This is a genomic window from Xenorhabdus innexi (assembly GCF_002632485.1).
GTDB classification, from domain to species: domain Bacteria; phylum Pseudomonadota; class Gammaproteobacteria; order Enterobacterales; family Enterobacteriaceae; genus Xenorhabdus; species Xenorhabdus innexi.
Genome location: NZ_NIBU01000001.1, coordinates 57,090 through 80,658 on the forward strand (window position 1 = coordinate 57,090; position 23,569 = coordinate 80,658).

Below are 23,569 nucleotides of genomic sequence, written 5' to 3' on the forward strand. Positions count from 1 at the left end.
TTAAGGAGTCTCTCCTTTATGGAACATATTGCAATTGTTGGGATCGGGTGTTTATTTCCCGGAGCAGATACCCCGGAAAAATATTGGGATAATCTTTTACAGGAAAAAGAGGGTTCCACACCGTTATCGGCACTGGAATTAGGGGTTGATCCGAGTTGTTATTATTCTCCGGTTGCCGGAAAACCTGACACAATTAATTATATTAATAATGGACATGTCCGTGATTTTCATTTCAACGGTAAAGGTTATAACTTACCGGAAGAAGAATTAAACACGCTGGATAATCTATTTAAATGGACAATCTATGCCGCAGATCAGGCATTAAATGACAGCGGTTATCGCCGGAATGAAAATATATTACAAAAAACGGGATTAATTCTCGGTAATATTGCTATGCCGACGCATTCCACGAAACAATTAATTAATCCGTTCTATCACCAAATATTACAACCTTATATTCAAAAATTAATTGGACGACCGGATTTCCGGTTTGATCAATTCTGGCCACAAGCAGCTCATTCTGAGCAGAATTTAATGACTGGCGGACACAATGCCACCATTGCTGCGCTGGCGCTTGGATTGGCGGGGCCTCGTTATTGTCTTGATGCTGCCTGTGCATCGGCACTGTATGCCATTCAACTGGGAGCCGATTATCTTCTCAGTCACAAGGCAGATATGATGCTGGTCGGGTCGATTTGCTGTACCGATCATATCTACATTGACCACGGATTTAATATCTTGCAGGTTTTCCCCGAAAAAGGTGATTCCATTCCTTTTGATAAATCGTCCAAAGGGGTCAAAGCCGGTGAAGGGGTCGGCATTGTTGCAATTAAGCGTTATGCCGATGCTGTCCGTGATAACGATAAAATCTATGGCATCGTTGAATCTATTGGCCTGTCTAACGATGCAGGTACGAAACATTTGTTAGTTCCCGATCAGCAAGGACAGCACATTGCACTGGAACGCGCCTATCAGAATAGCCCACGGGATATTGATTACATTGAGTGCCATGCAACGGGAACCAATATTGGCGATCAGACCGAATTATCCACTATCGAAACTTTTTTTGGTGAGCCTGCCTGTAGCGAGCAACACCATGATGAGCAAAGCAAGATCCCATTAGTGGGGGCGAACAAAGTCATCAATGGACATATGCTCACAGCATCCGGTATGGGCAGCCTGCTGAAAGTATTGCTAGCGATGCAGCATAACCTGATCCCTGCCACACCCCGCGTCAATCAGTTAGTTACGACCCCCAAAGGCAAGCTCAATATCGACCATATTGTGCGGGAAGCAAGACCCTGGCCCGTGAGTCAGCGTCCCAAACGAGCCGGTATTAATGCTTTTGGTTTTGGCGGTGTTAACGGTCATATGGTGGTGAGTGAAGATACTCCAGAACGGCGTGCAGCTTGTAGACGCACTCAACCGGAAAAAGTGCCGTCAGAAAAAATGCAGAAAAGTGAGCGGCTGGCCATTGTTGGTATTGGCGTTCATCTGGCGAAGACGGAAGATAACCAGACACTGGATCAGGCGTTACAACAAGGCACTCAGCATTTTTATCCTTTGCCGAAAACACGCTGGATTGGCATGGAAAAACGCCCTGATGTTCTGGCAATGCGGGGGATCAGCCAGCCACCGTTAGGTGCTTACATCGAAACTTTTGCATTTGACTGTCAGAAGTTCAGATTGCCGCCCAATGTCGTCGGAGCGCATTTAAGTTGCCACCTGTTCTTACTTCCTATCGCGGAACGTGCTTTTCTTGATGCGGGTTATCTGCTGGATGGCAGCAAACGCAATATTGCTGTTATTGTCACTGGCGGCATTGACTATAGCTGCCTGCGTTATCAGGTACGTAATGAAATTAGCTGGCAACTGAAAAAAAGCCTCAGCAATTGCGGTATTGAATTGTCGGAAGAAGATAGTGCTGTTTTGCAGGAAATCGTTAAAGACAGCCTGTTTCCGCAACCTTACCCCGAAGGTATTACGGGGGGGATAGGTAATATTGCAGCAAGTCGTCTGGCAGCCTATCTGAAGCTGAATGGCCCGGCATTTACGCTCTACGGTGAAGAGAGTTCTCCGTTTAAGGCGCTGGAGCTGGCTCAGTTTATGCTGACCAGACAACATGTGGATGCAGTGATGATTGTCGGTGCCAGTTTCAGCGGTAGTCTGGAAAATGTGCTGTGGGATCATCAGTCCGAACATGGCAACCAGAGAGTCGGAGATGGCGGTGGCGCGATTGTTCTCAAACGTGAACGGGATGCTATCAGCGACAATACCCCGATTTATGCCCTGTTGGATGGTATCGGCACCTGTCATATTCCGGGGCGTTCTATTGACTTTACAGCCAGTGATCTCAAAGCGAGTGAAGAGGCTATGGTGGCAGCAGCCCGATCAAGCCTGAACGCAGCCGGTTGTAGCGCAGATCAGATTGACTACATCGAACTGCATGCAGGCGGAAAATCAGGGGAAATTGCGACCGAATTATCGGCCCTCGGGCGGGTCTATGGTACGACAAGCGGGAAACCAGAGGTTGCCATTGGGACTCTGAAAGCCAATTTCGGCCACTTGTCTGCCACTGCGGGGCTGCTCAGTATTATCAAATCAGCGTTGCAACTGGCACAGCGGTATCTGCCGGTATTGCCGGATTACCCCCATCGTCAGATGCTGGCACATTATGCAGCGGGAAAATTCCGCTTACCGACACAGACTCAGGTCTGGCCTGCTCCGACTAAAGCGCCGCGCCGCGCTGCTGTCAGCCATGTAGGTATTGATCGGTCTTACAACCATGTGATTTTCAGTGAATCCCAGCACGGAAAACGTGCGCGTCCAACCGGCCTTCCGGTGCCGGAGCAATCCGGCCTGAAAGTGACGGTCTATACTGCGAGAGAAAAAACGGTAGAGGAATTTATTCTCAATACAGAGACAATGGCGCGTTTCGCACCGATTGCCACGGTTGCCGCATCACCGTCTGTCTCGCGGAATACAATTCCCCAATCGCTGGAAGTCAGCCATTTTATCCGCAATGCCAATACCCAACTACGTTATCTGCAACTGGAACAGACGTTTTACCAATTGATAAAACAGCATCTGACACAATTTTCCGTTCCGAAAATAGCGGCGGCCATTTCTCCCGTTATTTCTGATGAACCCGTTATTTTTAACGAACAACAGTTACTGGAATTGACCGACGGTAGCGTAGAGAAAATTCTGGGTGCTGATTATGCCGAAGTGGACAGCTATCTGATCCGCACCCGTATGCCGTCGCCACCGTTTATGTTTGTTTCCCGCATTACGGGTCTTTCTGCCGTGAAAGGCAAACTGGAGCCATGTTATATCGAGTGGGAATACGACATTCCTGAGAATGCGTGGTATGCGGTAGATGGTCGGGTTCCTTCCTTCGTTGCTCTGGAATCATCCCACGCGATGATCGTGGCATTTACTGTCATTGGCTGCGACATGATGTTCAAAGGGCAGCTTTGCTACCGTGCCGTGGATTGTAACACGACAATTTACAGCGAAATGCCGAGGGCAGGCGAAGTTCTGCGCGGAAGGGTCAATATCACCTCTGTCATGCGGGTAGGCGGCCGTTTTCTGGCAAATTATGAATACTTCTGTTACGTGGGGGAGCGTCTGGTATTCCGGTTAGCCGCCACATCAGGTTTCTTTAGCCGCAAAGAAATTGAAAAAGCGGGAGACTTTGATACCAGAGCCTATTTTGTCAAAGACAAAGCCAAAGTTACCGGAGAAGTCGTTACCGGTAACGTCAAAGGGCTGTTGCACTGTTCCCGGACAACATTTACCGAACAGGACATCATTCGTGTGATGAAAGGTGATCTGGCTGCCTGTTTCGGTTCTCAGTACGGTCACATGCATAACAACAATCTGTGTACGCCGGATACCCGCATGTTAAGCCGGATCTTGAGTGTTAACACCACGGGCGGTGAGTTTGGTCTGGGGCAGATCATCGGTGAGTTTGATATCGATCCTGAGCATTGGGCATTCAGGGCTCATTTCAAAAATGATCCGGTGATGCCCGGAACATTGCTGGTGGAAGGTTCGGAACAGTTAATGAAATTCTATCTGTTCTATCTTGGATTACATTCCCTGCCGGATATGGAAGCACAGACCCTGACCAACCATACAACCAGTGCCAAATTCCGTGGTGAAGTGAAATGTGAGCGGAGTGCGCTGCAATACCGGCTGACCTGTAAATCCATTGATGCCCGTTATGACGAAACCGTTAACGGAGCAACAAAGAATAACCAATTGCAATCGATCACGCTGTTTTTCATCGCGGAAACCCTTTATCGCGGCAATGTTGTGGGTATCAGTGACAACATGGGGGTGAAATACATCCGTCGTCAACTCCGGCAAGCGACAGGGGCTGATTCAGGGGCAGATAGCGCAGTTCAGGAACAGGGAGTTTCAGAATGAATCAGGCAAAAGCACATTTGTCGGCAATAACCGCAGGCAGCTTGGGTGATGCCGCTTTCAGGGCGGATTATGGCGTGGATTACGCCTATTATGTTGGCGCAATGGCGAACGGTATTCACTCCGAAGAGATGGTCATTGCATTAGGCAGTCAGCGCATTCTGGGGATCTTCGGTTCCGGTGGCTTGCATATTCCACGGATCGCAGAAGCCATTTCACGTATCCGGCAGGTATTACCGGAAGGGCCGTTCGGGGTCAATTTACTGCATAACCCCGGCAACCCTGAGTGGGAAATGGCCTGTGTTCGTTTGTGTATAGAAAATCAGGTTCGGGTCATTGAAGCCTCGGCCTATATCAATCTCAGTCCGGCACTGGTTTATTACCGTGCCAGTGGGCTGGCTCAACAGCCTGATGGCACAATTCTGCGCCGCCACCGCCTGATTGCCAAAGTCTCCCGCAGGGAAGTGGCACAGCATTTCCTGTGTCCGCCACCTGAAAACCTGCTGCAAAAATTGCTGACAGACGGGCTTATCACGGCTGAACAGGCAGAACTGGCACGACAGGTTTCAATGGCCGATGACATCACGGTAGAGGGTGATTCCGGCGGACATACCGATCAGGGCGTGCTGGCCTGTATTTTCCGCTCGGTTGTGCATCTGCGGGATGAAATCGCAGTTAAAAGCCCGATTCAGGATCAGAACCGCTATCAGGTTCGGATTGGTGCAGCGGGAGGGCTGGGAACCCCTCATGCGATTCTGGCGGCTTTTGCACTGGGAGCGGCTTATGTCGTGACCGGTTCAGTTAACCAGAGCTGTGTGGAGGCGGGCACTTCCGCCGCCGTGAAAAAAATGTTGGGACAAGCCCGCATCAGTGATGTTGCCACGGCACCATCAGCAGATATGTTTGAACTGGGCGCTAAAGTGCAGGTTTTGAAACAGGGCAGCATGTATGCCGTGCGCGCTCAGAAGCTGTACAACCTGTATAAGCAGTACGACAGTCTGGATGATCTGCCGGAACAAGAAATTACCCTGTTGGAAAAACAGGTATTTCATCAGCCTCTGGCAGCGATCTGGCAGCAAACCATCAGCTATTTCCACACGCTCAACCAGCCTGACACCATTACCAAAGCCGAAAAACAGCCGAAGAAAAAAATGGCACTGATATTCCAGTGGTATCTCGGTCAATCCTCCCGCTGGGCGATTACCGGTGATCCTGCGCGTAATATGGATTATCAAATCTGGTGCGGTTCGGCAATGGGAGCCATGAACGAGTGGCTGAAAGGCACACCTTTTGAAGCGGTTGAAAACAGGCGTGTCAGTGATATCGCCAGATTGCTGATGGACGGTGCCGCCTCTCTTGCCCGTACCGCATTACTTGAATTACTCAACGTTGTTTCTCCTGAAAATAGCGTTTTTCCTGAACATATTGATTCCCCTGAACAAAAACAAGAATCCGACCAAAAACCAAAGGTGAGGAGTAAAGAATCTATGGATGCTTCAACAAAACTCTGTCTGGATAATTCAAAAGGCTTTTATAAAAAATGCTGGGATTTGATGCCCGGCGGGTCACACTATAACTTTGGTGATCCTGAGCGTCCGCTGGTTATACCGTTTAATCGCGGTGACAAATCCCGTGTGTGGGATCTGGATGGAAATGAGCATCTGGATTTGTTCTGTAAATTCGGTGCATTACTGGTCGGACACCACAATGAGGCTTACAACAGCTCATTGATCGAATACATGAATAAAGTCACTTCTGTTGACACCTGTGATTTGGAAGTCGGCGTTTGTGAAACGATGGTGAAACATATTCCCTGTGCCGAAATGGTGCGTTTCTGCCTGAGCGGAACGGAGGCGGTCCAGAATGCGCTGCGCCTTGCCCGTGCTTTTACCGGTAAAAACCGCTTTATCCGTTTTCATGGCCATTATCATGGCAATGCAGACAATATCATGGGCTGGCGCAAGAAGCAGGATCTGACGTATCCGGTGCCGGAGCAGTTTAGTGGTGACTTGTTGGATACGCTGGGACGTGATCCTAACGTCATTACCGATCAATCTTTTATGTTGCCGTGGAATGACATTGATATTCTGACTGAGACTGTCGAGCGCTATCACGATGAAATTGGCGCTGTGCTGATGGAACCGCTCTGTATTAATGGTGGCGGTATTTTCCCCGTTGAAGGTTATCTGGAAAAAACCAAAGCACTGTGTGAAAAATACAATATTGTGCTGATTTTCGACGAAATAATCACTGGTGTCCGTCTGGGGCTGGGAGGCGCGCAGAAAATACTGGGGGTTACTCCTCATCTGGCAACTTTCGGTAAAGCATTGGGCGGCGGCGCTTTGCCAATCTCGGCCATTGCCGGACGTCGTGACATCATGAACCTCTATACCCGTGGTAAAGTTATTCACGCAGGGACTTTCAACGGCTATCCGCTCGGACTGGCCGCCATTCAGACCACATTCAGACTTATTGAGCAGGACCCCGGCTGTTATGACCGCATGGGCGACATCATGCGCCAGATTTCCAATGTATTTGTGAAAGCGGCAAAAGCGGTTGATTTACCGCTGGTGGTACAGGGTATGCCGACCGCATTGGTTTATCACTCTCAGGACACTCCTGTCATGTCTACGGAAGGTTACAGCGATAAAGTTAAATTCTGCGACATTATCATCCGTGAAATTGCCAAACGTTATGGAATTCAGTTCTCGCCACTGTCGCGCATGTATCCCAACCTGCTGATGTCACAGGATGATGTGCGTTTCTTTGAAGAACGGATCTTCGATGCAATGGAAAACGTCCGCAAAGTCATTGATATCGCGTTTAAAGAAGGAACGGGCAGATGAGTCGGCAAATCGCTGTTGTCACCGGGGCGGCAGGGGGATTCGGCACTGCGATCAGCAAGACTTTGCTGGATCTGGGGTATCTGGTGGCTGCAACGGATATCTGCATACAAAAACTGATGCTTCTGGAAGAACGCCTCGGACAACCGGAATCCCTTGCGATTTTTGAGATGGATGTGACTGATGCTGTCTCTGTTGAGCAGGCGGCACAACAGATCACTAAAACATTCGGCAGAACAATCGCCGTACTGGTGAACAATGCCGGCATTATTCACCGGACTTTCTGCCTGTCCGGTAAAGGATTGCCGGAGGCCGCCAAAGTGATCGACGTTAACCTGACCGGGGCTTTCAACTGTACCTCAACATTTGTTCGTTACATGGCGGAGCAGAGATATGGACGCATTATCAATATTGCCTCTATTGCCGGTATTTGGGGGGCAGCGGGCGGCGCTGCCTATGGCGCATCAAAAGCGGGGCTGATTTCTGCCACAGAATCTTGGGGGCGTGAGCTTGGCCCCCTGAATATCAGTGTGACAGCGATTGCGCCGGGCGTCTGTAAAACCGACATGCTGGAGCAGTTTGTCAATTCAGCACCGATGGAATCAGCGGCGGAAGATAAGATTGTGCGCTCCATTGTTCCGGTCGGACGCTGGGGAACATCCGATGATGTGGCAGAAGTTGTCGGATTTCTGGCGAACTGTAAAACCAATTATCTCAATAGCGCTGTGATCCCGCTGGATGGCGGGATGCGGGTCGGCACTTTATAAGATAAACCAACCATAAGCTAAACCGAGAAAGAGGGAAGGGGATGAGTATGCTTCAGTACACCAACAAGTCTATCAGAAACATCCTGATAACCGGTGCAACAGGTGTTATGGGAGGACGGATTTTACTTGAAATCCTGACGACAACAGATGCGAATGTTTATTGCCTGATAAGAGCTGAAAATAATCAACAGGCACGGGAACGTCTGGAAGGCTTTTTGTTCACCTACGATAAGGAACAGCAATGCCGGGACAGCGTTCAGCGCATTATTCCTGTATTAGGTGACATTACGGAAACAAATCTTGGGCTGACAGAAGATATTTACTCTGAGCTGACCGCTAATATTGATCGGGTGATCCATTGTGCGGCATTGACTAATTTGGTGGCGTCCTATAGCCGGCTGGCTGCTGTTAATGTGACGGGAACCCAGCATGTCATTGAGTTCTGCCTGCGGGGCGATATTCCCATGCTCTATACCTCCAGTTTCAGCATGGTGGGTGATTTTCTGTATCGCAAAGGTTTTGTCCTGCACGAAACGGATTTGGATGTGGGGCAGCGGTTCGATGACATGGATTATGAACGCACCAAATTTGAATCTGAACAGGTTGTTCATCGTGCGGGTGAAAGAGGGCTTAAATGGGTAATTGTGCGTCCGGGCAATATCTGGGGTGACAGCACCGATGGCAGCTATCCATTGAGAAATGCCAGGGTCAAAGGCATCTATTACGAAATGATCAGGGCACTGGTGGAGACCGGACTGACTTTCAGTTCGACAGAAGATTTTGATATCTCTCCCGTTGACTATGTTGCGAAAGCCTCTTTGTACGCCATTTGTGATATCGAAAAATTTAATGGCACTACCCTGCATCTGACAACACCTAATCCGTTGACTTTCAACGGCATCACTTCTCTGTTGCGGGAATTCGGCTACCGCATTGAAACCATTGACAATGACACTTATATGGAAGCGCTGGCGCAGAGTTGTCTGTATCTCAACGGACAGCCTTATCGTTCCGTTTTTACCGATATTCTGGCGCTGGTTCATAACAGTCTGGAAATGAGCGAAAGCGCGAAATTTGCCACAGAGATAACCGCCAATTTGCTCAGCGGCAGCGGTATCCAGTGCCCGCCATCGGATAAAAAACTGCTTTTCTGCTATTTCAACTACCTGATTGAGAGTGGATTTATTCCGCCTCCTCAACAACAGGGAGAAAAGGCGGAAATCCGCAAACTGTCGGCACAGAGCGGGTATATGGAGTCGTTGTTTGATGCTGATTTATAGATATCCCCGTCGTCTTTCAAGCAACTCGAAATCCATTGGATATATGCCGGAAAATTTTAATAAAAAAATATTGAACGGAGTCTGTAATGATTGAACAAAATCTCAGAGTAACGTTGGTTCAAACTGATTTAGTTTGGGAGAACGCGGCAAAAAACCGTGAACATATTGAGCATCACATTGAACAGATAACTGACAGTGATCTGATCATTCTGCCGGAGATGTTCACGACCGGATTCAGTATGAAGCCACAAGCCATTGCTGAAACGATGGATGGGCCGAGCATTCAGTGGATGCAAAGACAGGCGGCGGCAAAAAACTGTGCCATCGTCGGCAGTATGATCATCACCGAAAATCAGCATTTCTATAACCGTCTTTTATGGGTGAATGCAGATGGCTCTATCGCCCATTATGACAAAAAGCACCTTTTCACTTTCGCTCACGAAGATCGCGAATATACCGCAGGCAATACCCCGCTGATTGTTGATTTCAAAGGATGGAAAATCGCAGCATTTATCTGTTATGACCTGCGTTTTCCGGTTTGGTCACGCAATCTCAATGAACGTTATGATGCTGCGCTCTATATCGCCAGTTGGCCAGCCAGACGCTCACTTCACTGGCGCACTCTGTTACAGGCCCGTGCAATTGAAAACCAGAGTTATGTCATCGGGGTGAATCGGGTCGGGCAGGATGGGAATCAGCTCGACTACACGGGCGACTCAATGCTGATTGAGCCACTGGGAGAAATCCTGCTGCACGAGAGGGAATGCGAGGCAGTGAAAACCATGACTCTCTCGCTTGCTCATGTGCGGGATACCAGAGAACGCTTTCCTTTCCTGAAAGATGCCGATCCATTTGCTTTGTAAGCGTCATGTTAAAGGAACAGCTTTAAATCACAGTAAGGGTAAATTGAAGGAAGATGGCGAATGGTGATTTCAACTGAATTTGAGCAAATTGTTGCACGTTTCCCGGAAAATATCGCAGTGACACAAGGCAATGAAAAACTGACTTATTGCACTTTGTCAGAACGTGTTACTGCACTCAGCCGTGTACTGTACCTTCAGGATCAACATGGTCAGGCTGGCAATCAGCATGTCATGACTCATCCGCCTGTCATGGCTAATCAGTTTGTCATAACGCTGATGGAAGAGGGGATTTCTCTGATAACAGCGGCCTTAGCCATCATGAAAGCAGGCAAAGTGTTTGTGCCATTGTCGCCCAAACTGCCGGAACAGCGTCTTGCCACCTTGCTGGCTCAATTTCGTGGTGCAACAATTGTTACCTGCCGTCAGTGGCTGCCATTGTTAGAACATCTGTCAGAAGATTACTCGCTGGTGCTGGCTGATGAAGTTCAGGATCACCCTTTAATCACATCGTCATTGATGCCCGCATGGGTGGAAAAAGTACATAATCTGGCTTATGTCTACTTTACATCCGGCTCTACCGGAAAACCCAAAGCGATATTGGGACGCGAAGACAGCTTATTGCATTTCATCCGTTGGGAAAGCCGTGAACTGAGTGTGACTCCCGCAGATAAAGTCAGCCAGTTGATCAATCAGATGTTCGATCCTTTCCTGCGTGACATGTTGCTGCCTTTGCTGAATGGTGCCACATTATGTATTCCCTCTTCCCTCGATATCCGTTACTCACCGCAGGAATTGCTCGGTTGGATAAGTGAGCAGAAAATCAGCATTACTCACCTTATTCCCTCTTTATTTCAGGTTCTGCTGGAATGCCCGCAATCCACTGATAGCCTGCGGTTCCTGCGCTATGCAGTACTATCCGGTGAACCGCTGAAAGGGTCGCTGGTGGATCTGTTTTATCAGAGTCAGTTGTCGTCTCCTCAACGACAGACACCCCAAATCATCAATTTGTACGGAACAACCGAAACCACACTGGCAAGCGTCTTTTATCGTGTTACGGAAAAAGATCTCCGGCAGCCGCTGATTCCGGCAGGTCAGCCCATCGACGATACCACCATTCTTGTGGTGGATGAGCAGGGTGTCAGTGTTCCGGCAGGCAGCGAAGGAGAAGTGTGGATCAGTACGGATTATATGAGCGCGGGCTATTTGTCTTCCAACGTCGGGTCTTCCAACGTCGGGTCTTCCAACGTCGGGTCTTCTGAAGCAGAAAATAACTCACGTTTTATGATAGCGAAGGAAGGAGAACTGGCCGGGCGGTCGGTTTACCGTACCGGTGATCTGGGGCGTATTGATGAACAGGGTAATTTGATTTTGCTTGGGCGGAATGATTTTCAGATCAAAATCAATGGGCAGCGCCTTGAAACGGCAGAAATTGAAAGTCTTCTTGAGCAGCATCCCGCTGTACAACAGGCTATTGTCAAGGCGTTTGAACAGTCACCAGAACAGTTATCAGAACAGCTCGCAGAATCCCCAAATAAACAGTCTCATCAACAAACAAAGCATGTCCGGCTGGTGGCTTTTGTTCGTCTGATCCCAGAAACAACGCTGACTGCGGCAGAATTAGATCATTACTTAGCGCCCAATCTGACAGCCGCTATGCGTCCCGCTGATTATCAGTTCCTGCCTCTGTTCCCGTTATTATCCAATGGCAAAATTGACCGCAAGGCGTTACAGCCGCCGGTTGTTCGTCAGACATACCCTAACCGGTCGGATGTTGCTGCTCCGCAAGGGGAGCTGGAAACCAGACTGGCGGCTATCTGGCAATCGTTGTTACAGATTGAACAAGTCGGGCGAGATGACAGTTTCTTTGCGCTGGGAGGCGATTCCTTACAGGCAATCCGCATGATTGCTCAGGTACGGCAACAAATGGGGCTGAGCCTTCGTTTTAGTGAACTGTTCCGGCAACCAACCCTTGCTCAGTGTGTTGAGATGATGAGTGCAGATAAACTCTCGCTGACTCAGGAACCGGACATAGCGGCAGGTTCGGATAGCGCCAGCTATGAACAGCAGGGTATTTATCTGAACCAACAAACGGCGCCTGACAGCCCGATGTACAACATGGTCTATGTTGCTCAATGGTCGGGCGCGCTGGATCATCAGCGGTTGCAGCAATCCCTTGATGCCTTGTTTGCCCGTTATGATGTGCTGAGAACCGGCTTTCTGATGCAGCAAGGGGAGATCATTGCACGGGTGGCTGAGTATCCGCCGGATAATCCGGTATTTGCCAGAATCATTTGGCAGGATCTGATTCAACATGGCGCGCAGGCGCAATTACATGCAGAAAACATTATCAATCGGTTTGCCTCTTTGCCCTTTGAGTTAACTCAGCCGCCACTGTTACGTATGGCAGGGCTGACGCTGCGACCCGATAGCCACCAAATTATACTGACATTCCATCATCTGATTGTGGATGAGGAATCTGTGAAACGGTTGTGGGATGAATTGCTGGAGAATTACAGCCTGCTGCAAAGGGGAAAAGCGCTGAATATTCAGCCTGCGCAGTATGGACAGCGGGAACATGTTCGTCTCCAGTATCAGCGGGTTAATGGAGAAAGGGGGATGGCAGCCCGTCAATACTGGCAAAACCAGCTAGCCGGAACCCTGCCGTTGCTGCAACTGCCCTATGATTTTCCGGTTCCTGCCGCCCGCAGTTATCAGGGGAAACGAGTGCCATTCTCTCTGCCCACGGCATTCTTGCAACAGCTTGAAAGCGTGGCTCATCAATATGGCATCACTCCTTATCTGATTTTACAGGCGGGATTTATTGCATTTCTGGCACGTTATTCACGTCAGAACGATATCCTGCTGGGAACACCCGTTTCCAACCGTCATTACAGTGAGCAGCAGCAGCCGATTGGTTTGTTACTCAATTTATTGGTGATGCGCAATCAGGTTGATATCAGCCAGCCATTCGAACAGTTACTGGAACAGGTCAAATCAACCTTTATTGATGCGATTGCTCATCAGGATATGCCATTCAGCCAACTGTTACCTTTATTGCAGGGATCACGCGATAGTACGGAAGATAATCATCATCCCGGAGTTTCTCCCCTGTTTCAGGTGCTGTTTACTTATCAGAATATCCCTGTTGTCAGCAAACGGATGGGGAGCGTACAACTTTCACCGTTACGTCAGTGGGATGTGCAAATTGCTAAATATGAGCTGGCACTGGAAATGTGGCAGGAAGAGGGGGAATTGCAGGGCATATTTCAGTATGCCGGGGATCGTTTCCTGTCAGGAACCATTGAACGGATGGCGGAAAACCTCTGCTATTTTCTGTCACAGTTGATTCATCAGCCACAGCAAACGATAGGGAAAATCCCGCTGCTCAGCCCAGCTCAACAGCAACAACTGGCCGAATGGAATCAGACCGAACAACCTTTCAGCGATAATATCGGCATTCACCAGCTTATTGAACGTCAGGTACAGCGTGTGCCTGATGTCATTGCCGTTGAGTTCGGTCAGCAATCACTGACTTATGCGGAGTTGGATCAGCGTGCCAACCAGATGGCTGATTTTCTGATCCAACAGGGGGTAGGGCCTGAAATTTGTGTCGGATTGAGTGTTGAGCGTTCAGCGGAGCTGGTGATCTGTTTTCTGGCGATTCTGAAAGCCGGTGGCGTTTATGTGCCGATTGATCCGGATTATCCGCTGGAGCGCAGCCGTTATGTGATTGAAGATGTCGGTTTGCACCTGTTGGTGACACAGGAAAAATTTATCTCACGCTATCAGGGATATAACCTGCCTTTATTCTCCATTGAAACGCTGATACCCCGATTATCAACATTCAGTGCTGCAAATCCACGGGTTGATGTCCGGCCTGAAAATACGGCTTATATCATCTATACATCCGGCTCAACCGGTAAACCTAAAGGTGTTCCTGTCCGGCACCGCAGCGTATGTAATCTGGCAGAAACGGAAATAGAATTTCTGGCAGTACCACCGGGCAGCCGGATACTCCAGTTTGCCTCTTTCAGTTTTGATACCTCGATCTGGGAAATCCTGATGGCGTTTTGTTCCGGCACAACGCTACTGATGGCTCCCCGTCTTGCCGTGATGCCCGGCCCTGATCTGCTGGAACAACTCATCATGCGGCGTGTCACTCATATCACGTTACCTGCTTCAGCACTGGCGGCACTACCTGAGGCGGATTTACCCGATTTGCAGGTACTGATGGTCGCCGGAGAAAACTGTGGGCTGGATTTGCTGCATAAATGGGGTAAAAACCGCCGTTTTATTAACTCCTATGGCCCGACGGAAGCCACTGTAGGCACAACCAATGCAGAACTGACGCCAGAGAGTGAGCAGATCCACATTGGTCGCCCAATTCCCAACTCTCAGGTCTGGATCATGGATGAATACGGTTCACTGTTACCGATTGGTGTTGCCGGTGAATTGTGTATCGGTGGTGTTGGTGTGGTGGCGGGTTATCTTCACCATCCTGAACTGACTGAACGCAGTTTTATCGCCGATCCATTCAGTTCCCGACCAGATGCCCGCCTTTATCGTACCGGTGATCTGGCGCGTTATCGGGCAGACGGCAACATTGATTATCTGGGGCGGATAGATCAGCAAATAAAAATCCGTGGTTATCGGGTAGAGCTCGGGGAAATTGAAAGTGCATTACGCCAGCATCCGGCTATTGCTGATGCGGTGGCAATGGTGCGGGAAGATTACCTGAATGCCAGTGCGATTGTCGCTTATATCCTCACTCAACCGAATACCCCGCTTGAACCATCGCAGATTGAGGTATATCTGGAGGGTTCGCTGCCGGAATTTATGCGTCCTTCCCGCTACGTCTTTCTGACTGAATTTCCCCGCCTGCCGAATAACAAAGTGGACAGAAAGCGCTTTCCCAAGCCGGTGCTCTCCAAAATACGGCAGGAAAGTGAAATTGCAACCGAACCAGCCCACAACCAAACAGAACAAGCGATTATTCAGATCTGGCAGTCTTTATTGGGATATGAAGCGATTGGGCGCAACACCTCATTTTTTGCTGCGGGTGGACACTCTCTGCTGGCCGCCAGAATGGTTGCCATGCTTGCCGAACAGTGCGGGCTGTATATTAAAGTCAGTGATGTTTTTATCTGTAGGACACCGAAGCGGCTGGCAGAAAAGGTTAATTTAACCGCTGGCATCAATCTGCTGAGTCTGCCGGAAATTCAAGATGCGCCATTGAGTTTTGCCCAGCAAAGGATGTGGTTCCTCGACCAACTGTATCCTGACAGTTCCCGTTATCACATTGTTTCCATTAAAACCTTTCCTGTTCTGAAAACCGTTGCCGGAGATGAAGCCGAGAACCAAAAAAACAAGAGCGAAGAAAATGAGCGGATACGCAGAAGTATCACCTTGCTGTTTAGTCGCCATCCGTCACTGAATCTGCGTTTGCGGATGGAGGGAACAACGCCACGACAATATTACAGTGAACAGCCACCGGATTGCCCGCATGAAATAGTCGAAGTACAGAATAAACAGGAATGGCAGCAGATGTTGCAACAGCGGGCGACTGACATGATGCGGACACCGTTTCAGTTGATCGGACACCCATTATATCGCCTGTTGCTGGTGAGTGATGCCCGGCAGGGAAGTGCGTTGATTCTGTGCCTGCACCATATTCTGGTGGACGAACAGTCACTGGCGCTGCTCGATGATGAATTGCAGTCAATTTATTTATCGTTAACTAAAAACCAGTCAGTAACAGAAGATATTCCGCAAGCATCTGCGCCTGATTACCTGCAATTTGCCACATGGGAGCGCAGTGCGGAAGTACAGCAAATGTGGCATAGCCAACTGGATTATTGGCGTCAGGTGTATCAGCAACGGCCACCGGTAGTGACACTGCCTCAGCAATCTTATGCGCCTGTTGAAGCATCAAAGGCCGCTTACTACCGTCTGCCGCTCACCATTGAACAAACTGTTGCATTACGCCGGTTGGCACAGCAGCAGGATACAACCCTGTTTACCCTGTTACTGGCGGCTTTCCAGGTCTTATTGCAGCGTTACAGTGGGGAAGGTGAGGCGACGGGAGATATAGTCATCGGTATTCCTGTCTCCCTGCGTGACCGACCGGAGTTGCAATCCGTTATTGGGTTACTGCTTAACACGCTGGCGGTGCGTCAGCCTATTGATATCAGACAGTCATTCTCTGAATTCCTGCACAGCAGTGTACAAACATTGAATCAGGCGATGGCGAACAAGGATATTCCGTTTGAGCAGGTGGTTGATGCGATTTTGCCAGCGGAAAAACGCTCACTTTCGCCGTTGTTTCAGATCATGTTTGTGTTTAATGCACATCAATATTCGGCAAGTACACCGCGGATAAACAGCCAGTCGGTAGAGAATCCTGAAGCCAAATTCGATTTAACGCTGTTTGTACAGGAAACGGCGGATAACCTGTTATTGTCGGTGGAATACCGCGAAGCGTGTTTTACTGCGGAAGTTGTGGCGCAATTCGTGAGCCATTATACCCGCTTGCTGGATAGCCTGTGCAGCACACCGGATAGCCCGATATATCAATTGGCAATGTTGTCACCACAGGAACGTCAGCGGCAACTGAGCGATCTTAATACCACAGCGCAGCCGCTGTTTTATCCGGTCGTACATCAGTGGTTTGAACAACAGGTGAACCGGACACCACAGGCGATTGCTGTGCGTGAGCAAAATGAAACAGGTGAGCAAAATAAAACAGAACTGGCGCTGAGTTATGAGCAGCTTAACCATTATGCTAATCGGCTGGCGCATGAGTTACTGACGCAAGGCGCTGGTCAGGGTATACAGATAGGGATTTGCCTGCCACGTTCTGCCATGCTGGTCATCGCTATTCTGGCTGTGATGAAGACAGGCGCTGCCTATGTGCCGGTTGATGCGACTTATCCGGCAGAACGTGCCCGCTTTATGTTGGAAGATGCACAGGTGACAAAGGTTATCACCACGCATGAACAGGCCGTCAGATTAACCCTGCCTACGCATCAAAGCCTCCTGCTGGCACGGTCGCAGTTTATTACCGATCAGGCTGTTGATCCTGATATTGTTAACCCTGATACCGTTAACCCCGATATCGCTATTTCACCTGAACAGCCTGCTTATATTCTCTATACCTCAGGTTCTACCGGCAGGCCAAAAGGAACCCTCATTCCACATCGGGGGCTGGGAAATTATCTGCAACATGCCTGTAAACATTACGGCACATCGGGCAGACAGGGAAATACGCTCCATGCCTCCATCTCTTTTGATGCCACGCTAACCAGCCTGTTCCTGCCGTTATTACAGGGGCAGACGCTGTTTATTCTGCCGGAAGGAGACGATATTCCGGCATTAATACAGGCGTGGCAGCTATTGCCGGATTTGACAATGGCAAAAATCACCCCGGCCCATCTGGAGCTTCTGAGCCAGCAGTTATCGCCGGAACAGGCCGGGCGCATACCGTTGCTGGTGATTGGCGGAGAAAGCCTTTCTGCCAGTGCTCTGCGTTTCTGGCGGCAACATGCACCGCAGGTCAGGATCATCAATGAATACGGGCCGACGGAGGCCACAGTGGGTTGCTGTACCTACGAAATACAGGCCGGAGAGATAACCGGAGATGGTGCTCTGCCGATTGGTCGTCCGATCGCCAATACCCGGCTTTACCTGTTGGATGAGTGTCAGCAACTGGTGCCCTTCGGCTCAGTGGGAGAGCTGTACATCGGTGGTGCGGGAGTGGGGTCGGGTTATTTCAACCAGCCAGCGCTGACTGAGAGCCGCTTTATTGCTGATCCTTTAATTTCGGTATCAGGAGAGGCGGCATCAGAAGAAAAACTCTACCGGACAGGGGATCTGGCCCGTTATCTGCCGGACGGCAACTTGCTGTTTCTGGGGCGCAAAGACCAGCAAATTAAATTGCATGGCTACCGGATTGAACTGGAAGAGATCGAAGCCCAGCTTTCGGCTTGTCAGGGTGTTTCTCAGGCAGCAGCGGGAATGCGGGATATTCACGGACGCCAGCATCTGGTGGCGTGGCTGGTGCTGGAGAAATCCGTGGCAGAAGCAACAAATTCAATCAGTGAAAAAAATGCTGAAAGTATCCGGCAGGAATTGCTCCAGCGTTTGCCGGTGTATATGTGCCCCACTCAGTGGGTTGTGCAGGAAACACTACCGCTGACCGCTAACGGTAAAATCGACCGCAACGCGCTGGCGCTACTTACCTTAACGGAACAGCCGCGTCATTCAATGCACCGGATGCCTGTAACCACACTGGAAAAACAACTGACGGAGATCTGGCAACAGGTACTGGATCAGGAAAATCCGGGTATTGATGATGACTTCTTTGTACTGGGGGGAGATTCCATTCTCAGCCTGCAAATAGTCTTCAGGGTGCGGGAGCTAGGTTTTCGTATCACGCCGAAAATGCTGTTTGATTATCCCACTATTGCAGGCTTAGCTGCCGTAGTGACAGCGGTGAATAAGGCCGAAAACAGTGATACTGCGTCAATACAGGGAAAGTACACTTTACTGCCGATTCAGCAGGCATTCTTTGCACAGCATCATGCCAATCCGCATCACTATAACCAATCTTATCTGTATGCACTGGAAGAAGGGACAGATATTCCGCTGTTGGAACGGGCACTGGCTCAGGTGGTTAATCAGCATGATGGCCTGCGTTCCCGTTTCCCGCTTAATAAACAGAAAAATGAACAGCGATACGGGCTGATAACAGAGCCGGTGACTGAGTGGCAGATAGAGTCGTGTTTGATTACGGAAAGACCGGTAAAAGAAGCGTTGTCACAGGCATTTGCCGAACGGCAGGCACAACTGAATATTGAACATGGCCCATTGCTGACCGCCACTCACTTCATTACCTCAGTCGGAAATTATTTGCTGCTGACGGTTCATCATCTGATTGTCGATGGTGTTTCATGGCGAATTATCATCGAAGATTTAAGCCGCTTTTATCAGGCATTACTGGCAGGAAAAACACTTCCTCCGATGGCAAAAACTGCCTCTTTAATTGAATGGTCATCCCATCTTGCCGATTACGCTCAATCCGCTCTGGCGCAGGCTGAATATCGTTTCTGGCAGCAGAAACTGAATCAGCCTGTCACGCCATTGCCGGTTGATCGGGGAGGAAAATCTTTACCCGGTTTAGTCAGAGAATCAGCCACCTATCGCCTGACTCTGGATGCCGTCGTGACCACAAATCTGGTTCAGAACACCGGACATGCTTATCGAACCCATGTGGGTGACTTATTACTGGCGGCGCTGGTGGCAACACTGCAACAGTGGAGTGGCAACAAATCAGTGTGTGTGGATATGGAAGGACACGGGCGGGACAGTCTGCATGAAGATGTGGATGTCAGCCGGACAGTAGGCTGGTTTACCGCGATTTATCCTCTGTTGCTGGAACTGCCTGCATCCTGTTCATCAGAAAGACTCATCCGGTTGGTGAAAGAAGCGGTTCGTCAGGTGCCTTACAGTGGCACAGGTTATGGCGCATTGCGTTGTTCCCCAGCAACAAATAGTTCGACGGTAAATAACCCGACAATAAATAGCCCGGCAACGGATAGTCATCAATTACCCGATACTCCGCAGGCTGATATCTGTTTCAACTATCTCGGACAATTTAGCCGTACTTTTCATCAGACCCCCTTCAGCGGTGTTGCGGATATTGCGCCGGAACAGCGTTATGCGGCAGATAATGCAAGATCACATGGCTTGGCAGTTGATTGCTATATCGATAAGGGACAGATTGATAAGGGACAGCTACAAATAGAGTGGACATATAACTGCCAATGTTATCGCCATGAAACCATTGAGAGACTGGCAGCGGCAATGAAGGATCGGCTTATCCGGCTGATTGAACACTGCGCCGCACAGACTCAGACAACTTACACTCCCTCGGATTTCCCTCTTGCCCGCCTGAATGCGGAAACGCTGCATCAATTGCAGCAACGGTATCGTGTGATAGAAGATATTTATCCGCTGACTTACACGCAGGAGGGAATGCTGTTCCATTCGATGGCAGAACAGGGCCGTGGCCTGTATCACGAACAGCTCTGTTTTACGCTACCACCTTATAGCCAGCCTGACGGTACAGATCCTGAAGGCGGTGAAGGTATAAATATCGAACATCTGCAACAGGCATGGCAGAAAGCCGTTGCTTACTATCCCATTTTGCGCAGTCGCTTTGAAATGCGCCTTGCCGATGAACCCTTGCAGATTGTCATGCCTCATCAGGAGCTGGACTGGCGGTTGCATGATCTGCGCCTTTACAGTGCATCTGATGCTGAACTTTATCGGCAAAACCTGCTGGCGGCAGATATGGCGGAAGAATTTATACCGGAAGATGGTGCCATGTTCCGTATTACCGTCTTACAGATGCCGAATAAACAGCTACAGCTTTTGTTCAGCCATCATCACGCCATTCTCGATGGCTGGTCAGTCAGGCTGTTACTGACGACCGTTGAAACCTTCTATTTTCAGCCGAATAACATCCTGCCACCGGCTCCGGCATTCCGTTCATTCATTCGCTGGCAACGGCAGAATCGCAAAGCGTGTCAGGATTACTGGCAGGATCAACTGGCTAAGGTCAGTTCAGCAACACCGCTGCCTGCGGCTCATCCGCTCAGAGCAACCAGTCAGTTGAAGCAGCGGCATACATTCAGTTTGTCGCCAGATCTGTCTGCTCAGTTGGCAGAAAGCGGACGCCGCCACCGTTTAACCATCAGTACCCTGATTCAGGGGGCATGGGCGTTACTGTTACAGCGCTACAGCCCACAAAATAAATATCAGCCTGAAAATAGCTGTCTGTTTGGCATGACGGTATCCGGCCGGCAGGCTGAACTGGCGGGTATCGACAAAATGGCAGGGCTGTTAATCAGCACCTTGCCGACCTATATCACCAGCAATCCTGAGCAGACAGTGGCGGACTGGCTGATGGCCATTCAACAGCAGCAACGGGAGCATGAAAAATTCAGTGATATTTCGCTGGCAGATCTGAAATCAGTCTGTGGCCTGCCGGAGTTTGAGACGTTACTGGTGTTTGAAAATTATCCGCAACCCAAACCAACAGATAAACAGGAAAAGTTGTTTGAATTTGTTCAGGCGGCGGAAAGCACGAATTATCCACTGGTTTTGGTCTCGTCTTTCTCTGACTGCCTGCGTAATGAACTGGTGTATGACACAGGTTTGTATGATGTTGCTACCGTGAGCCGTCTGGCAAAGCACTTTACCCATATTCTGACCCAGATAATCGATAACCTGACCGATGGGCTGAAAGGGCGTGTGTCGGCAAATCGTGTTCTGGCAAATCGTGTTCTGGCAAATATAGTCCTGCTGGATGAACAGGAAAAACAGCAGTTGCTGACACAATGGCAGGGGCCGGTTATCCCTGTTTTTCGCGGCAACGTGTATAGCCTGTTTACCCGTCAGGTACAGCGTTCACCCCGACAGACTGCGGTGATTGACGGACAGCAGCAGGTCAGTTATGCCGAGCTGGAACAGAATGTTGAGCAGCTTTGCCTTCGTCTGCATCTCAACGGAACTAAAGCCGGTGACAGGGTCGCGCTTTATTTACCGCGCAGTCTGGACTATATCACCGCTATGCTGGCAGTCAGCCGGATCGGTGCCTGTTATGTGCCGGTGGATATCTCTTATCCCTCGGAGCGGGTGGCTTATCTGTTGTCTGACAGCCAAAGTTCTCTGGTACTGACTGATCAGGCACAGCAGACACAATTGGCGGGGGTTATGCCTGACATCACGGTGCTGGTCGTGGATCAGAGTCAGCCGCCGGAAAGGTTACTCTCACAGCCTCTGCCTCCGCTGACTGATGATGCCGATGCACTGGCCTATCTGATCTACACCTCTGGTTCCACAGGAACACCAAAAGGCGTCATGATTGAACACCAGAGCCTGATTAACTATCTGACCGATGCCGGTCAGCGTTATCAGGTGACAGCGTATACCCAGAGCCTGTTCCACTCTTCTGTCAGCTTTGATGCCACACTGACCAGCCTTTATCTGCCGCTGCTGCATGGCGGCACGATCACCGTGATAAGAGATGATGCGGATATTGCGGCGATGGCAGCGGTGCTAATGCAAAAATCAGATACTCAAAAACCAGTCAGCCACTTATTGAAAATCACGCCCGCTCATCTTGGCATTTTGGGCGAATATCTGGAACCCAAGGCAAAACCCCATGTCCATTCGCTGGTAGTCGGCGGTGACACACTCAATGCTGAAATCGTGCAGGCGTGGTTGTCTGATGTGCCGGATATCGGCGTTTTCAATGAATATGGCCCGACTGAAACAGTGGTCGGATGTTGTGTTCATCGCGCAGATAAGCGGCAGGATTTACAGGGCGCCATGCCGATTGGCTTACCTATCGCCAATACCCGCTTGTTTGTACTGAATGATGACTTCTCACCAACGCCGTTGGGTATGGCAGGAGAATTATATATCGGCGGGTTGGGTGTGGCGCGGGGTTACTGGAACCGTCCTGAATTAACCGCAGAGAAATTTATCACTCTGTCAGTACCGCAATCCCAGACAGTGCCACAATCACAAGAAAACCTGCGGGTTTATCGTACCGGCGATCGGGTTTGTGCCTTACCCGATGGGAAGCTGCTCTATCTTGGTCGCGTTGATCGGCAAATCAAACTCCGTGGTTATCGTATTGAGCCAGGGGAGATTGAAGCCCGGCTGATGCAGCATCCGTCGGTACAAAACAGTGCGCTGGTTACTTATGCCGAACAGGGCGACATGCTGCTGGTGGCCTGTGTATCCCTGAAATCGGCAGTAAAAGCCGACATACTTTCAAAAGCGTCGTTTTCACAAGCTTCGTTTGCAGAGCAGATTATCGGTTTTCTTAGCAGAAGCCTGCCTGCGCATATGTTACCTAACAAGGTTGTCGTCGTGGACGAAATGCCACAGACCACAAACGGCAAGATTGATTACCGAACCCTGCTGACACGTCTGCCGGATTATTTTTCTGGACAGAATGTGTCTCAGCCTTATTTATCTCAACTACAACAGCAAAAACAGGCAGCAGGCTTGCTATCTCCCCCGCAAACACCACTGGAAAAACGTCTGCGGGATATCTGGTGTGAGGTGTTGCAACAGCAGGAAATCGGACGTGATCAGAATTTCTTTGCTCTGGGGGGGCACTCATTACACGCCTTACGTATTGTTGCCCGCATTGAGCAGCAACTGGCCGTCAGGCTATCTCTGGCTGAACTTTTGCAGTGCCGGACAATTAAGTTGCTCGCTGATTTACTGAATGCCCGTATGACCGGGAAAGGTGCTGTTCATAACACGATCAAACGGGTCGTACGCGGACAGAAATAAAAAACATAATA

At 49.7% G+C, this 23,569-nt stretch carries 6 protein-coding genes; all 6 read left to right on the top strand.

The genetic code is table 11. From position 1 onward, the window contains the following. Window positions 1-18 precede the first annotated feature (18 nt). The 6 genes from Xinn_RS00245 (at window position 19) to Xinn_RS00270 (ending at window position 23,558) form a co-directional block, all read left to right on the top strand. Window positions 19-4,434, top strand: coding sequence for a polyketide synthase family protein (locus tag Xinn_RS00245; protein ID WP_086953269.1), 4,416 nt, complete (start codon window positions 19-21; stop codon window positions 4,432-4,434). Then, window positions 4,431-7,277 carry a PfaD family polyunsaturated fatty acid/polyketide biosynthesis protein gene (locus Xinn_RS00250; protein WP_086953268.1) on the top strand — a complete coding sequence of 949 codons (2,847 nt, stop codon included), beginning with the start codon at window positions 4,431-4,433 and terminating at the stop codon, window positions 7,275-7,277. The genes Xinn_RS00245 and Xinn_RS00250 overlap by 4 nt, the downstream gene beginning before the upstream one ends. Next, window positions 7,274-8,041 carry an SDR family NAD(P)-dependent oxidoreductase gene (locus tag Xinn_RS00255; protein WP_086953267.1) on the top strand — a complete coding sequence of 256 codons (768 nt, stop codon included), beginning with the start codon at window positions 7,274-7,276 and terminating at the stop codon, window positions 8,039-8,041. Before Xinn_RS00250 ends, Xinn_RS00255 begins: the two co-directional genes overlap by 4 nt. A gap of 47 nt (window positions 8,042-8,088) precedes the next feature. After that, window positions 8,089-9,321 (top strand): SDR family oxidoreductase, encoded by a 1,233-nt coding sequence (locus Xinn_RS00260; protein ID WP_086953266.1) that lies wholly within the window; start codon window positions 8,089-8,091, stop codon window positions 9,319-9,321. Window positions 9,322-9,407: 86 nt separating this feature from the next. Beyond that, window positions 9,408-10,184 carry an amidohydrolase gene (locus tag Xinn_RS00265; protein WP_086953265.1) on the top strand — a complete coding sequence of 259 codons (777 nt, stop codon included), beginning with the start codon at window positions 9,408-9,410 and terminating at the stop codon, window positions 10,182-10,184. Window positions 10,185-10,244: 60 nt separating this feature from the next. Further along, window positions 10,245-23,558: a non-ribosomal peptide synthetase gene (locus Xinn_RS00270; protein ID WP_086953264.1), complete on the top strand. Its 13,314-nt coding sequence runs from the start codon at window positions 10,245-10,247 to the stop codon at window positions 23,556-23,558. The last annotated feature ends 11 nt before the right edge of the window (window positions 23,559-23,569 follow it).

Bases quoted from the DNA above. Each gene is read 5' to 3' on its own strand.
- Xinn_RS00245 (WP_086953269.1), top strand. From the start codon at position 19: ATGGAACATATTGCAATTGTTGGGATCGGGTGTTTATTTCCCGGAGCA.
- Xinn_RS00255 (WP_086953267.1), top strand. From the start codon at position 7,274: ATGAGTCGGCAAATCGCTGTTGTCACCGGGGCGGCAGGGGGATTCGGC.
- Xinn_RS00260 (WP_086953266.1), top strand. From the start codon at position 8,089: ATGCTTCAGTACACCAACAAGTCTATCAGAAACATCCTGATAACCGGT.
- Xinn_RS00265 (WP_086953265.1), top strand. From the start codon at position 9,408: ATGATTGAACAAAATCTCAGAGTAACGTTGGTTCAAACTGATTTAGTT.
- Xinn_RS00270 (WP_086953264.1), top strand. From the start codon at position 10,245: ATGGTGATTTCAACTGAATTTGAGCAAATTGTTGCACGTTTCCCGGAA.
- Xinn_RS00250 (WP_086953268.1), top strand. From the start codon at position 4,431: ATGAATCAGGCAAAAGCACATTTGTCGGCAATAACCGCAGGCAGCTTG.